Below are 12739 nucleotides of genomic sequence, written 5' to 3' on the forward strand. Positions count from 1 at the left end.
GAGGAGGGCACGGCTGCCGCCAGCATCATGGCGTCCATGCCGGCACGATGACCGCTTCGCGGCTGAACCAGCCAGAAGCGCCCGCGATGGAACGCATCGACCGTGTGGGCCGGGGTGTCCGGGGCAAGGGCGGTTGACGCTACCATTATTTGCGGCGGATCTCGTTGGCGATGCCGGCATCGGTCAGGATGCGGCGCGCCGCATCCGCCTGGTCGGCGTCGACCATGACACGCCGGGGCAGGATGCCGATCGAGCCGTCCAGCACGCTCATGTTCTGGTCGGCGACGAAGCAGGCGATGCCGGCGTCGCGCATCAGCGATTCGACGAAGGAGATGATCACGGCATCGTTGGTGCGGATGAGCTCTATCATGGAACAAAAATCGCAGGTTGCGCCGTTCCTGTAAACGTGGGCGTTGCCGCCGCCGGCCGCAACCGCGCCAATTCGCCTCTTGCCGTGCCCCGTGATGCCGCCCTAGAGTCGGTTCGGGAGTAGGGTGCCGCGTGCGCTTGGAATAGACGGGAGTGTCTGTGGTGGGTGTCGTTCTCAACATCGAAAACGGGAAGCGGGAACCCGCCTCCATCGAGGATCTGATCGATCTCACGGCCGCCGACATGGGGCGCGTCAACGAATTGATCCTGTCCAAGGCCGGTTCCGACGTCGAGATGATCCCCGAGGTCGCCAACCACCTGATTTCGTCCGGTGGCAAGAGATTGCGGCCGATGCTGACGCTCGCCGCGGCCCAGATGTTCGGCTATTCCGGCGAAGGCCACGTCAAGCTCGCCACCTCTGTCGAGTTCATGCACACCGCGACGCTGCTCCACGACGACGTCGTCGACGAGAGCGGAATGCGCCGCGGCAAGAAGACGGCGCGCATAATCTGGGGCAACCAGGCGAGCGTGCTGGTCGGCGATTTCCTGCTCGGCCAGGCCTTCCGCATGATGGTCGATGTCGGCTCGCTGGAGGCCCTCGACATCCTCTCCAGCGCTGCTTCCATCATCGCCGAGGGCGAAGTGATGCAGCTTGCCGCCGCCAAGAACCTGGAGACCACCGAGGACGAGCATTTCGCCGTCATCAAGGCCAAGACCGCGGCGCTGTTCTCGGCCGCCGCCGAGGTCGGCCCGGTCATCGCCCTGGCAACCCGCAACGACCGCGCGGCGCTGCGCTCCTACGGCATGAATCTCGGCCTTGCCTTCCAGCTCATCGACGATGCGCTCGACTATGGCGGCTCCAGCAAGGATCTGGGCAAGAATGTCGGCGACGATTTCCGCGAGGGCAAGGTGACGCTGCCGGTGATCCTCGCCTACCGGCGCGGCACCAAGGCCGAACGCACCTTCTGGAAGCGCGCCATCGAGGACAATGTTACCGACGATGCGGGCCTCGAAAAGGCGATCGGCCTGATGACCCGCCATGGAGCGATTGCCGACACGATCGGCCGCGCCCGCCATTTCGGCGAGATCGCCCGCGATGCGCTGGCGCCGCTGGAGGCGACGCCGCAGAAATCGGCGCTGATCGATGTCATCGATTTCTGCATCGCCAGAGTGAACTGAGGTGGGGTCTGCGGCCGCCGACTTGCTGGCCCGGACGATCGGCACAGGCAGGCTTGGCACGGCTACGCATGGGCTGACCTGTACACCAACATTGCCGCAAGCAGCTATGTGACGTCAGAGTGTTGGTTGGTCGCGCGATCTGCTATGATGCTTCGTCGTCATGGTTCGTTAATCGGGTGACCCGATTGTGAATTCGGCCCGGATTGAAGCCTGACCCCAAAAAGGCCATGCTTTGTCGGGAAAAGACCGAGTCTGTGGCGGTCCCATCGACTTGGGGATTGCGTCTGGCTGAAAGGGATACAATGCGGCAAGGACGTGCGCGCTGGCTCGCAGGGCTGGCAATTGTGACGGGCATGGCGATCTCGGCTCTGCCGGCCTACGCCAAGGAAACCGCCGAGCCGGTCAAGATCACGTCCTTCTCGGGGGCCTACCTCGCCGCCCGGATCGCCGAAGGCGACAACGACCTCGACAGCGCCATCGCCTATTACAAGCAGGCGCTCGCCTTTGCACCCGGCGACACCGCGCTGCAGCAGAGCCTGATGCTGTCGCTGATCGCGCAGGGCCGCTTCGAGGAATCGCTCGTCTACGCCGACAAGCTCAAGGAAGTGCCCGACGTCGAGCGTTTCTCGCGCCTGGCGCTGGCGGTCGATTCCTTCCACAAGAAGGACTTCTCCAAGGCTGAGTACTGGTTGAAACTGTCGCTCGAATCCGATCTCGACCGGCTACTGTCCGGCGTCATGAGTGGCTGGGCCAAGGAAGGCGCCGGCGAGCCCGCTGATGCCATGGCCGCCATCGACAAGCTGCAGGGCCCCGACTGGTTCGGCCTGTTCAAGTCTTTCCACCGCGCGCTGATCGCCGATGCCGCGGGCATGTCGGAGAAGGCCGATCAAATCTACGCCGCGACGCTCCAGGACACCGCCGCCGGCGGTGCCGCCCCGGAGACATGGATGCGCAATGCGCAGGCCTATGCCTCGTTCCTCGCTCGCAAGGGCGACAAGGCCAAGGCGCTTTCGGTGCTCGACCAGGCCGAGGCGTTCGCGCCAGGCAAGCTGGAAATCACCACGCTCCGCGAAGAGATCAACAAGGGCGACAAGGTCGAGCCCTTCATCGCCGGCCCGTCCGACGGCGCGTCCGAGATCCTGCTCGATCTCGCCACCGCGCTCAATCGCGGCGGCGGCGAGCCGTTCGTACGCCTCTATCTGCAATATGCGCTGGCGCTGAAGCCCAACAGCGATGCCGCTCTGGTGCAACTCGCCGCCGTCGCCGAGCAACTGAAGGACGGCGAGGGCGCAATCGCTCTCTATCGCCGCATTCCCGGTTCCTCGCCGCTGAAGGAGCTTTCCGACCTGCAGCTCGGCCTCAACCTCGCCGATCTCGATCGCCATGACGAGGCGATCGCTCATCTGAAGGCGTTCGTCGACAAGCATCCGCAGGACATGCGCGCCTATCTGGCGCTGGGCGGGGTCTACTCCTCCAAGGAGGACTTCCGCTCGGCGGCCAATCTCTACGACAAGGCCGTTGAGGTGCTGAAGACGCCGACCAATGCCAACTGGAACATCTTCTATCAGCGCGGCATCGCCTATGAGCGGCTGAAGGAATGGCCGAAGGCGGAGCCGAACTTCCGCAGGGCGCTGGAACTGTTCCCCGACCAGCCGCAGGTTCTGAACTATCTCGGCTATTCCTGGGTCGACATGAACATGAACCTCAAGGAAGGCCTGGCGATGATCCAGAAGGCCGTCGATCTAAGGCCGAGCGACGGCTACATCGTCGATTCGCTGGGCTGGGCCTATTTCCGCATGGGCAGGTTCGAGGACGCGGTCCGCGAAATGGAGCGCGCCGTGTCGCTGAAGCCGGAGGACCCGGTGCTGAACGACCATCTCGGCGACGCCTACTGGCGCGTCGGCCGCAAGCTGGAAGCCACCTACCAGTGGAACCAGGCCCGCGACCTGAAGCCGGATCCCGACGTGCTTGCCACCTTGCAGCAGAAGCTGCTCAAGGGCCTGCCGGCGATCGAATCCAACACGGCGCAGGAAACCCCGAAGGTCAAGCCGGCCACGCCGGCGCCGAAGGGGTGAGCGGCACCGAAGGATGCTTTGAGCGGGGCTCTTCGTAGCCCCGCTTCGCTTTCAGAGAAGCTTGCGATACACGACGAACCCCGACCGCTCCGCCACCTTGTCGTAGAGTTGCATGGCCGTGTGGTTGGTCTCATGCGTCTGCCAGTACACCCGGCCCGATCCGGCCGCCTTGGCGCGTTCGTAGACGGCGTTGATGAGTGCCCGGTCGACGCCCTTGTCGCGCGCGGCCTCGGTGGTGAACAGATCCTGCAGATAGCAGTTCGCCGCGATCGCCGTCGTGCTGCGGTGATAGAGATAGTGGACGAGACCGAGGAGGCGTCCCTCGCTTTCGGCCACCAGCGCATGCACCGGCTCGTAGGCGTCGAAGAAGCGCGACCAGGTCATGGCCGTGATGTCGCCGGCAAGCGCCGTCTCGCCCGATCGGCCGTAAAAGGCGTTGTAGCCGTCCCATAGCGGCAGCCATTGCTCGAAATCCTCTCGCGTGATGGGTCGGATGCTGATGGAATCTGGCATGGCTGGGGCCTGCTGTTGCTGATGGCGGAGACATGGAACAGACCGCAGGCTCGTCGTGCCGGCAATGGGCCAGCCGTCGGCTTGCCTTGACGCTTGCCAGCCGTGCCTCTAGAGCGTGGTCCCCATCCAGCCGCTCCATCGAGGCCGCCGTGACCGTCGACATTCCCGCCCACATGCATCCCAGCCGCTCCTTCCAGGGGCTGATCCTGACCTTGCACAATTACTGGGCGAACTATGGCTGCGTCATCCTGCAGCCCTACGATATGGAGGTTGGCGCCGGCACCTTCCACCCGGCAACCACCTTGCGCGCGCTGGGTCCGAGGCGCTGGAACGCCGCCTATGTGCAGCCATCGCGCCGCCCGAAGGACGGGCGCTATGGCGAGAACCCCAACCGGCTGCAGCATTATTACCAGTATCAGGTGATCCTGAAGCCGAACCCGCCCAACCTGCAGGAGCTCTATCTTGGCTCGCTTGAAGCCATCGGCGTCGATCCGCTGCTGCACGACATCCGTTTCGTCGAGGACGATTGGGAAAGCCCGACGCTGGGCGCCTGGGGGCTCGGCTGGGAGTGCTGGTGCGACGGTATGGAAGTGTCGCAGTTCACCTATTTTCAGCAGGTCTGCGGCATCGAATGCGCACCGGTCGCGGGCGAGCTCACCTACGGTCTGGAGCGGCTCGCCATGTATGTGCAGGGCGTCGACAATGTCTATGACCTCAACTTCAACGGCCGCGAGGGCGCCGACAAGGTCACCTATGGCGACGTCTTCCTGCAGGCCGAGCATGAATATTCGCGCCACAATTTCGAGTTCGCCAACACCGCGATGCTGCTCAGGCATTTCGAGGACGCCGAGGCCGAATGCAAGGCGCTGCTCGCGGCCGGCACGCCCGGATCGAATGACGTGGGCGCAAGGCACCGCATGGTCCTGCCCGCCTACGACCAGTGCATCAAGGCCAGCCACGTCTTCAACCTGCTCGACGCGCGCGGCGTCATCTCGGTCACCGAGCGGCAGAGCTACATCCTCAAGGTGCGCAACCTGGCCAAGGCCTGCGGCGAGGCCTTCCTGCAGACCGAGGCGGGCGGCCTGGCGGCCTAAGTGTGTCGATATTCAGGTGATGCCGGCCTGCAAACGCCGGTTTTCTGCGCTTCCGCTACTCACGTACGTCAAGTACGCTCCGCTCCGGGTCTCGAAAACCACCGTTTTCGGCTCGGCGTGACCTTAATCTCAACGCACCTTAGTTCAAGGCGCTTTGGCCAATTTTGAGTGAAGCTGTGATCGGCAACGAGCTCTGGCTGCTTGCGCTGTCGATCGTCCGCAACGCCTGCCGCACGCCCGGCATCGTGAACGTGCCATGCATCTGGGCGGCGAAACAGGCGCTCAGTGCGAGGATTTGCAGGGTTCTCGATACGGTCTTCATGGTCGTTCAGCCAATAGGTCTCTGCCTGAGCGTTGGTCGCTTCAGCGCCGCGTTCGGTTCATGGGATTTCTGTTCTTAGGACGGGTGCGCCCGCTTGGTCCCGACAAAGACCTGATAATTTCCTGAAATCGGCCACCCCGGCGGCCGGCGGGCAGGGGTGACAGCGGCGAGCCGAGTTGCTATGCCCCGCCCGGACCGTTCGCCCCGCATGAGTTGATCCCTATGCCCGACCTGCTTCTGGAACTTCGCTCCGAAGAAATTCCCGCGCGCATGCAGCGCAAGGCCGCCGGCGACCTCAGGAAGATGCTGTCCGACGGCCTGGTCGAGGCCGGCCTCACCTATGAGGCAGCGCGCGAGTACTGGACGCCGCGGCGCCTGGCGCTCGACATTCGCGGCCTGACGGCGCGCTCCAAGGACATTCGCGAGGAGATCAAGGGCCCCGCCACCTCGGCGCCCGAACAGGCGGTCCAGGGCTTCCTGCGCAAGGCGGGCCTCGCCTCGATCGCCGAAGCGCATGTCCATTCCGACCCGAAGAAGGGCGACTTCTATGTCGCCCATATCTCCAAGCCGGGCAGGGCGGCGGAAGAGATCATCGCCGAGCTGGTGCCAGGCATGATCCGCAACTTCCCGTGGCCGAAATCGATGCGCTGGGGGCCGGCCTCGGCCAGGCCCGGTTCGCTGCGCTGGGTGCGGCCGCTGCAATCGATCGTCTGCACCTTCGGCCCCGAGACCGAGGAGCCCGTCGTGGTCGATTTCGAGATTGACGGCATTCGTTCCGGCAACGTCACCTATGGCCATCGCTTCCACGCTCCGGGCGAATTCACCGTGCGTCGCTTCGACGACTATGTTTCGAAGCTGGAAGCCGCCAAGGTCGTGCTCGACGCCGAGCGGCGCAAGGAGATCATCCTGGCCGACGCCCGCAACCTTGCCTTTGCTAACGGTCTCGACCTGGTCGAGGACGACGGATTGCTGGAAGAAGTCTCCGGCCTCGTCGAATGGCCTGTCGTGCTGATGGGCGAATTCGAACAGGACTTCCTCGCCATTCCGCCCGAGGTCATCCGGCTGACCATCCGCGCCAACCAGAAGTGCTTCGTCACCCGGCCGCAAGGGGCGGGCGAGGACCTGTCCAACCGCTTCATCCTTGTCGCCAACATCGAGGCCAGCGATGGCGGCAAGGAGATCGCGCACGGCAACGGCAAGGTGGTGCGAGCCCGCCTGTCCGACGCGCTCTATTTCTGGAAGACCGACCAGGGCGATTTGCCCGATCTCGGCGAACTCCAGGCGTCGGCCGAAAAGCTCGGGCTCGATCTGAAGAAGCCGCTCGACCAGCGCATCGCCCGCCTCGACCATCTCGACGTGACCTTCCACGCGAAGCTTGGCACGCAAGGAGCACGCGTCGAGCGGATCAAGCGGTTGGCCGAGGAACTGGCGCCGATCGTCGGCGCCGACCCGGCGCTGGCGCACCGCGCCGCGGTGCTTGCCAAGGCAGACCTGCAGACCGAAGTAGTCGGCGAGTTCCCGGAATTGCAGGGCGCCATGGGCCGCAAATATGCGCTGCTGGAGGGTGAGCATGCATCCGTGGCCGCGGCCGCTGAAGAGCACTACAAGCCGCAAGGCCCGTCCGATCGCGTGCCGACCGATCCGGTCTCGGTTGCCATCGCGCTCGCCGACAAGCTCGACACGCTCACCGGTTTCTGGGCCATCGATGAGAAACCAACTGGCAGCAAGGATCCGTTTGCCCTGCGCCGCGCTGCGCTCGGCGTGGTCAGGATCCTGATCGAGAACCGCGTTCGTTTGGCGCTGACATCGATCTTCGCCAAAGCCTTTGCAAACTTTGCAGGCGGCGCGAGCCCGCAGTCCGACCTCCTCGCCTTCTTCCACGACCGCCTGAAGGTCTATCTGCGCGACCAGGGCGCACGGCACGACCTCATCGATGCCGTCATCACGCAACAGTCCGACGACCTGCTGCAGATCGTGCGCCGCGTCGAGGCGCTGGGCTCATTGCTCGACACCGACGGTGGCAAGAACCTGCTCGCCGGCACCAAGCGCGCCGCCAACATCCTGGCGGCGGAAGAGAAGAAGAAAACCTTCATCGCCGAGACTGTTGAGCCGGCTCTTCTGCGCGAAGAAGCGGAAAAGAAGCTCTATGCCGCGGTGAATCAGGCCGAGAAGGAAGCCGGCCAAGCGATTCAGAACGAAGATTTTTCCGCCGCCATGCTGGCGCTTAGCGTGTTGCGTGAACCGGTTGATTCATTCTTTGAACAGGTTCTCGTCAATGATGAGGACCAGGCCGTGCGCGCCAATCGTCTGGCGCTGCTTGCCCGCATCCGCGCCGCCACCGATCAGGTCGCGGATTTCTCCAAGATCGCCGGCTGACGGCCGCAAACGCGGGCCTGGAATTGCCTGCGCCCATCGGGGCGCGGGCCGTGCGCCCCGCTCTCAGGCGCGCCAAAATTTAGTACGCGGGAGCCGGCTTACAGTCATATGACGATGACCTCCGCGTGGGACAACGATGACGTTCCCCCAACCACGGAGGCTTGCCATGAATTCCGATCACGACATCGAAGTCACTGAAGAAACCGCGGCTGCTGTCGAGGCGATCGAATCCGCTTCCGACGACAGGCTCGACCATGCCGCAGCTGCCGCGGTCGAAGCCGCCGATCAGTCTGACGATGACGAGGAAGGTGACGACGAGGACGGCGAGGATGCCGACGACGAAGCGACCCTGTTGGGTGGTGACGAGGATGAAGACGGCGAGGACGAGGATGAGGACGAGGAAGACGGCGTGAAGGCCGACGACGAAGACGAGTCCGACGAGGACAAGGAAGAAGCCGCCTGAGCCATTTTGGAGGCGGCCTCTCCGTCCTCCACGACCGAATAGCCCGCTGAGCTAGAGGAAGGGCGGCGCCAACGCGCCGCCCTTTTTGCCGTCAGTCCTCGAGGATGCTGACGTAGACGCTGTTCGAATAGACATCGACCTGGATCAGCGCCTCGCCATTGACGATGGCGCGCCGTGTCGCGCCGCTCATGGCGCCGCCGCGCCTCAACATCCGCTCCAGGTCGGCGCGGTCATCATTGCTGCGGAACCAGGCGTCACCCTCGTCGTCGCGGTCGCGCCGGTGGAATTTGTGCCAGTTGGCGCGGTCCTGCCGCACCATCTGCGCGGCGCTGTCCAGCGGATAGCCGTCGCTGGCGTGATGGTCCCGCTCGGAAATGCGCGCGACATAGGAGCCGAGCATATCGTCGGCCCGCGCCGTGCTCGTGCCCAGCACCGACGCCAGCAGCAATGCGGCGACGGCAAATCGTCTCGTCTCGTTCATGATGAACCCCCTTTTGAAAACCCAGTCTTCTTCCACCGATGCCGTCTGACATTTCGGGCAGCAGGATGGAATCAGAAGGAATACTGCCATCCGGGCATATGCGCCGGATGACGGATCAGCCTCCACTGAAAAGCCTACATGGCTTTTCCGACGGGGGATATCGGTGCCGGCTGCGCGGCTGCCGGTTGTGGCTGCTGCGCCTCGGGCTGAGGCTTCGGTTCGGCGGCGCCGTTTGACGCGGTCGCCTCGCCGGCCGGCTTGCCGTCGGCGGTGGGCGTTGTCTCGGTCGCCGGCGCCGTGGCGGTTGTGGCCTTGGCCGGTGCTGCGGCAGGCGTTGCAAAAGCGCCGCCGACGACGCCGCCGCGAATGATCATCGGGCTCTGCATGGAACCATGGTGCGTGGACTTATCGGGGATCGCCGCGACCTTCTCGTCGGTGACATCGAGTGCGGGCTCGCCAAGCGCCACGACCGACGGCGTCGAGCCGAGCTTCATCGGTTCGGGCGCGAGCCGGATGATGGAGGGCGTCGTGGTCGACGCGCCCAACACGACAATGGACGAAGCCTGGGCGCCGCCGGTAATTGCCGACAGGCCGACGCCAAGCGCTGCAAGGACACGCATCGACACCATGATAGTTTCCCCTGGCCCAACAAACCGGCACCATATTCCCACGGGATTGATGCCTGCTTGCGCGGAAACATAGCATTTTAGGGATTGATAATTCGCCAACGCCCGCACTTGCCCGCCGAACGCCGCCGTATTACGCAGCCTCGCATCCAAAGAGGTGACGACAATTGGCTGAGATAGTTGCCGCCGGCGAGGCGATGGAGCGGGCGCTGGCGCTGCTCGAGGGCGGCGACGTCGTCGCCATTCCGACCGAGACTGTCTACGGGCTGGCCGGCGACGCCACCAGCGGCATCGGCGTTGCCCGCATTTTCGAGGCCAAGGGCCGCCCGCGCTTCAACCCGCTGATCGCCCACGTCGCCGATCTCGCCATGGCCGAGCGCATCGCGCTCTTCGACCCGCTGTCGAGAAAGCTGGCCGCGGCCTTCTGGCCGGGTCCGCTGACGCTGGTGCTGCCGCAGCGCCCCGGAAATGGCATTCATCCGCTGGTCACGGCAGGGCTGGACACCATTGCGTTGCGCATGCCCAAGGGGTTCGGCGGCGAGCTGATCGCCAGGCTCGGTCATCCGCTCGCCGCGCCCAGCGCCAATTCTTCCGGCAGGATCAGCGCCACCACCGCCGGCGCCGTGGCTGCCGATTTAGGCGACAGGATCAGGTTGGTGGTCGATGGCGGGGCGACGCCGGTCGGCCTGGAATCGACCATCGTCAAGGTCGAGGGCGAGAGGGTGCGGCTGCTGCGGCCGGGTGGCATCGCTGCGGCCGAGATCGAGGCCGTCGCCGGCAAGCCGCTGCTGCGCGGCGTAGCTGCCGGCATCGAGGCGCCCGGCATGCTCGCCTCGCACTACGCGCCGGGCGCCGCGATGCGCCTCAACGCCCGTCAGATCGCCAGCGGCGAGGCGCTGCTCGCCTTCGGCGGCAGTCGCGCCGAAGGCTGGCAAGGTGCGGCCGCGCTGCGCAACCTCTCCGAGACCGGCGACCTGCGCGAGGCGGCGGCGAACCTCTTCGCATACATGCAGGAGCTCGACCGCAGCGGCGCCGCGACCATCGCCGTCGAGCCGATCCCTTTCGAGGGTCTGGGCGAGGCGATCAACGACCGGCTGTCGCGCGCCGCAGCACCCCGTGACAAGATCGCCTGAGCGCCATAGGTTCTGGCCCCATGAATGATCAGTCCGACGACCAGCCCTTCGAGCTCGACCCCAGCCTTGTCGACCGTTTCGCGGCCATCGTTGGCGAGAAATACGCCTTGCGTGACCAGGCCGAGATCGCACCCTACATCACCGAACGGCGCGGCCTCTGGCACGGCCGGACGTCGCTGGTGCTGAGGCCGGGCAGCGTCGAGGAGGTGAGCCGCATCATGCGGCTTGCGACCGAGACCAAAACGCCCGTCGTGCCGCAGAGCGGCAACACCGGACTGGTCGGCGCCCAGGTGCCCGACAAGTCCGGCCATGACATCATATTGTCGCTGTCCAGGCTGAACCGCATCCGCGAGATCGACGTGCTCTCCAACACCGTCACCGTCGAGGCCGGCGTCATCCTGCAGACCTTGCAGGAAGCGGCCGACGCTGCCGGCCGGCTGTTTCCGCTGTCGCTTGCCGCGCAAGGCTCCTGCCAGATCGGCGGCAACCTCTCCTCCAACGCCGGCGGCACCGGCGTGCTTGCCTATGGCAATGCGCGCGAGCTCTGCCTCGGCGTCGAAGTCGTGCTGCCGACCGGCGAGGTGTTCGACGATCTGCGCAAGCTGAAGAAGGACAATACCGGCTACGACCTGAAGAACCTCTTCGTCGGCGCCGAAGGCACGCTCGGCGTCATTACCGCCGCCGTGCTCAAGCTGTTTCCGAAGCCGAAGGGCAGGGAGGTCGCCTTTGCCGGCCTGTCGTCGCCTCGCGATGCACTTTCCCTGTTCAGCCTGGCGATGGGCCGGGCGGGCGCTTCGCTCACTGCCTTCGAGCTGATCGGCAAGCGGCCGTATGACTACACGCTGAAGCATGCGCAAGGCGTCACCCGGCCGCTGGCCGACGACTGGCCTTGGTATGCGCTTATGCAGGTCTCCTCCGGCCGCTCCGAGGAGGACGGCAGGGCGCTGATCGAGGAAATACTGTCGGCCGGGCTCGAACAGGGCTTTGTCGGCGACGCGGCGATCGCGGCGAGCCTTGGCCAGGGCGACGCCTTCTGGAATTTCCGCGAGGTGCTGCCAGAGTGCCAGAAGCCGGAGGGCGCCTCGATCAAGCACGATATCTCGGTGCCGATCGCCGCGATCCCCGACTTCATCGACAAGGCTGCCGGCGTGGTGGAGAGCGTTTGTCCCGGCGCCCGCGTGGTCTGCTTCGGCCATATGGGCGACGGCAACCTCCACTACAACATCTCCCGCCCCGTGGATTGGCAGGACGCGGCGTTTCTCGACCTCTACCATCCCATGAACCAGGCCGTGCACGAGGTCGTGCGCTCCTTCCATGGCTCGATCTCGGCTGAGCACGGCATCGGCCAGCTGAAGCGCGACGAACTGATCGCCACGGCGCCGCCGATGGCGATCGAACTGATGCGCCGGGTGAAGGCGGCCTTCGACCCCGCCGGCATCATGAATCCCGGTAAGGTTATCTGATCCTTCCAACATGTTGTGGGTGGTTGCATTCCGATAACCATCCCCGAGATCAGCAAAATTTAACCGACTTTCTTAAGCGCGGCGGTAAGGAGCCAGCGCTAATGTTTCCGCATAAGCGAGGCCGGAAAGAACTGGCCCGGAGAGAACCGGTAAACGGCCCTCAGGAGACACAGGAAGGCACTCGATGAACACTGGACTGAAGCCAGTCTGGGCAGGGCGCAACATGCGTCTCGACCCATTCCGCCTGCCGCAGATGGTGAGCTATGCGACACGCGACGACTATGGCGACGTTACCTTCACCATCGACCAGCGTGGTGCCGTCATTCGCCGCATGCTGGAGATGAGCGGCGTGCCGGCGATCATCGCACTGCCTGCCAAGGCGTTTCGCGGCGTTGCCGCCCGCGCCATGGAAGACCCCGACGGCAACGTCACCGTGACGCTCGAGCTGCTGCACAATGATCCGATGCTTTCGGTGCCACTGCTCGTCGCCGACGACCTCGACGACGTCGCCGCCGACTGGCGCGCCTGGGCCGATGCCTATCGCCTGCCGATGCTTCTGATCGAGGCCGACGGCGTTGCTCGCACGCTGGAGGAATCGCTCGGCGCCGCCATCAAGGCGCTGCCGCCCCAGGAGCGCCGCAAGGG

At 64.9% G+C, this 12739-nt stretch carries 13 protein-coding genes and 1 pseudogene; 8 read left to right on the forward strand and 6 right to left on the reverse strand.

From position 1 onward, the window contains the following. Both EN742_RS39245 and EN742_RS09270 read right to left on the reverse strand, forming a co-directional pair. Positions 1-146: pseudogene (locus EN742_RS39245) on the reverse strand (methyltransferase); the annotation flags it as partial. Then, the gene (locus tag EN742_RS09270; protein WP_126055969.1) at positions 146-370 is read right to left on the reverse strand and encodes a DUF2007 domain-containing protein; all 225 of its coding nucleotides are present in this window, start codon (positions 368-370) and stop codon (positions 146-148) included. The pseudogene EN742_RS39245 and the gene EN742_RS09270, both read right to left, overlap by 1 nt. A gap of 161 nt (positions 371-531) precedes the next feature. Here EN742_RS09270 and EN742_RS09275 point away from each other — a divergent pair, with 161 nt between their 5' ends. Both EN742_RS09275 and EN742_RS09280 read left to right on the forward strand, forming a co-directional pair. Continuing rightward, positions 532-1548 carry a polyprenyl synthetase family protein gene (locus EN742_RS09275; protein ID WP_128332710.1) on the forward strand — a complete coding sequence of 339 codons (1017 nt, stop codon included), beginning with the start codon at positions 532-534 and terminating at the stop codon, positions 1546-1548. Positions 1549-1850: 302 nt separating this feature from the next. Then, entirely contained in the window at positions 1851-3623 is a 1773-nt protein-coding gene (locus EN742_RS09280) for a tetratricopeptide repeat protein (protein ID WP_128332711.1), read from the forward strand. Between the two features lie 51 nt (positions 3624-3674). Here the strand turns inward: EN742_RS09280 and EN742_RS09285 are convergent, their stop codons facing one another. Continuing rightward, positions 3675-4136, reverse strand: coding sequence for a GNAT family N-acetyltransferase (locus tag EN742_RS09285; RefSeq protein ID WP_127406283.1), 462 nt, complete (start codon positions 4134-4136; stop codon positions 3675-3677). 149 nt (positions 4137-4285) lie between these two features. On the opposite strand from EN742_RS09285, the gene EN742_RS09290 reads away from it, so the two are divergent. Then, positions 4286-5230 (forward strand): glycine--tRNA ligase subunit alpha, encoded by a 945-nt coding sequence (locus tag EN742_RS09290; protein WP_127406285.1) that lies wholly within the window; start codon positions 4286-4288, stop codon positions 5228-5230. 139 nt (positions 5231-5369) lie between these two features. Here the strand turns inward: EN742_RS09290 and EN742_RS09300 are convergent, their stop codons facing one another. Next, positions 5370-5552, reverse strand: coding sequence for a hypothetical protein (locus EN742_RS09300; protein WP_126055965.1), 183 nt, complete (start codon positions 5550-5552; stop codon positions 5370-5372). Positions 5553-5774: 222 nt separating this feature from the next. On the opposite strand from EN742_RS09300, the gene glyS reads away from it, so the two are divergent. Together glyS and EN742_RS09310 are read left to right on the forward strand one after the other, a co-directional pair. Continuing rightward, positions 5775-7928 (forward strand): glycine--tRNA ligase subunit beta, encoded by a 2154-nt coding sequence (gene glyS, locus EN742_RS09305; RefSeq protein WP_127406282.1) that lies wholly within the window; start codon positions 5775-5777, stop codon positions 7926-7928. A 166-nt stretch (positions 7929-8094) separates the two neighbouring features. Continuing rightward, positions 8095-8391, forward strand: coding sequence for an ATPase (locus EN742_RS09310; RefSeq protein WP_127422094.1), 297 nt, complete (start codon positions 8095-8097; stop codon positions 8389-8391). Between the two features lie 91 nt (positions 8392-8482). Here the strand turns inward: EN742_RS09310 and EN742_RS09315 are convergent, their stop codons facing one another. Both EN742_RS09315 and EN742_RS09320 read right to left on the reverse strand, forming a co-directional pair. Further along, positions 8483-8872, reverse strand: coding sequence for a hypothetical protein (locus tag EN742_RS09315; protein ID WP_126055962.1), 390 nt, complete (start codon positions 8870-8872; stop codon positions 8483-8485). A gap of 134 nt (positions 8873-9006) precedes the next feature. After that, the gene (locus EN742_RS09320; RefSeq protein ID WP_245455552.1) at positions 9007-9501 is read right to left on the reverse strand and encodes a hypothetical protein; all 495 of its coding nucleotides are present in this window, start codon (positions 9499-9501) and stop codon (positions 9007-9009) included. Positions 9502-9665: 164 nt separating this feature from the next. Between EN742_RS09320 and EN742_RS09325 the strand changes: the two genes are divergently transcribed. From EN742_RS09325 to EN742_RS09335, 3 genes are all read left to right on the forward strand, one after another. After that, positions 9666-10631, forward strand: coding sequence for an L-threonylcarbamoyladenylate synthase (locus EN742_RS09325; protein WP_189363103.1), 966 nt, complete (start codon positions 9666-9668; stop codon positions 10629-10631). Positions 10632-10651: 20 nt separating this feature from the next. Beyond that, positions 10652-12094 carry an FAD-binding oxidoreductase gene (locus tag EN742_RS09330; protein ID WP_126055961.1) on the forward strand — a complete coding sequence of 481 codons (1443 nt, stop codon included), beginning with the start codon at positions 10652-10654 and terminating at the stop codon, positions 12092-12094. 184 nt (positions 12095-12278) lie between these two features. Next, on the forward strand, positions 12279-12739 hold a 461-nt coding region (locus EN742_RS09335), incomplete at its 3' end, for a DUF6101 family protein (RefSeq protein WP_128332712.1).

Source organism: Mesorhizobium sp. M4A.F.Ca.ET.020.02.1.1, from assembly GCF_004022645.1.
Taxonomy (GTDB): domain Bacteria; phylum Pseudomonadota; class Alphaproteobacteria; order Rhizobiales; family Rhizobiaceae; genus Mesorhizobium.

Excerpts from the sequence above, each read along its gene's own strand:
- EN742_RS09270 (WP_126055969.1), bottom strand. The coding sequence starts at position 370 with ATGATAGAGCTCATCCGCACCAACGATGCCGTGATCATCTCCTTCGTC.
- EN742_RS09280 (WP_128332711.1), top strand. The coding sequence starts at position 1,851 with ATGCGGCAAGGACGTGCGCGCTGGCTCGCAGGGCTGGCAATTGTGACG.
- EN742_RS09285 (WP_127406283.1), bottom strand. The coding sequence starts at position 4,136 with ATGCCAGATTCCATCAGCATCCGACCCATCACGCGAGAGGATTTCGAG.
- EN742_RS09300 (WP_126055965.1), bottom strand. The coding sequence starts at position 5,552 with ATGAAGACCGTATCGAGAACCCTGCAAATCCTCGCACTGAGCGCCTGT.
- glyS (WP_127406282.1), top strand. The coding sequence starts at position 5,775 with ATGCCCGACCTGCTTCTGGAACTTCGCTCCGAAGAAATTCCCGCGCGC.
- EN742_RS09310 (WP_127422094.1), top strand. The coding sequence starts at position 8,095 with ATGAATTCCGATCACGACATCGAAGTCACTGAAGAAACCGCGGCTGCT.
- EN742_RS09315 (WP_126055962.1), bottom strand. The coding sequence starts at position 8,872 with ATGAACGAGACGAGACGATTTGCCGTCGCCGCATTGCTGCTGGCGTCG.
- EN742_RS09320 (WP_245455552.1), bottom strand. The coding sequence starts at position 9,501 with ATGGTGTCGATGCGTGTCCTTGCAGCGCTTGGCGTCGGCCTGTCGGCA.
- EN742_RS09330 (WP_126055961.1), top strand. The coding sequence starts at position 10,652 with ATGAATGATCAGTCCGACGACCAGCCCTTCGAGCTCGACCCCAGCCTT.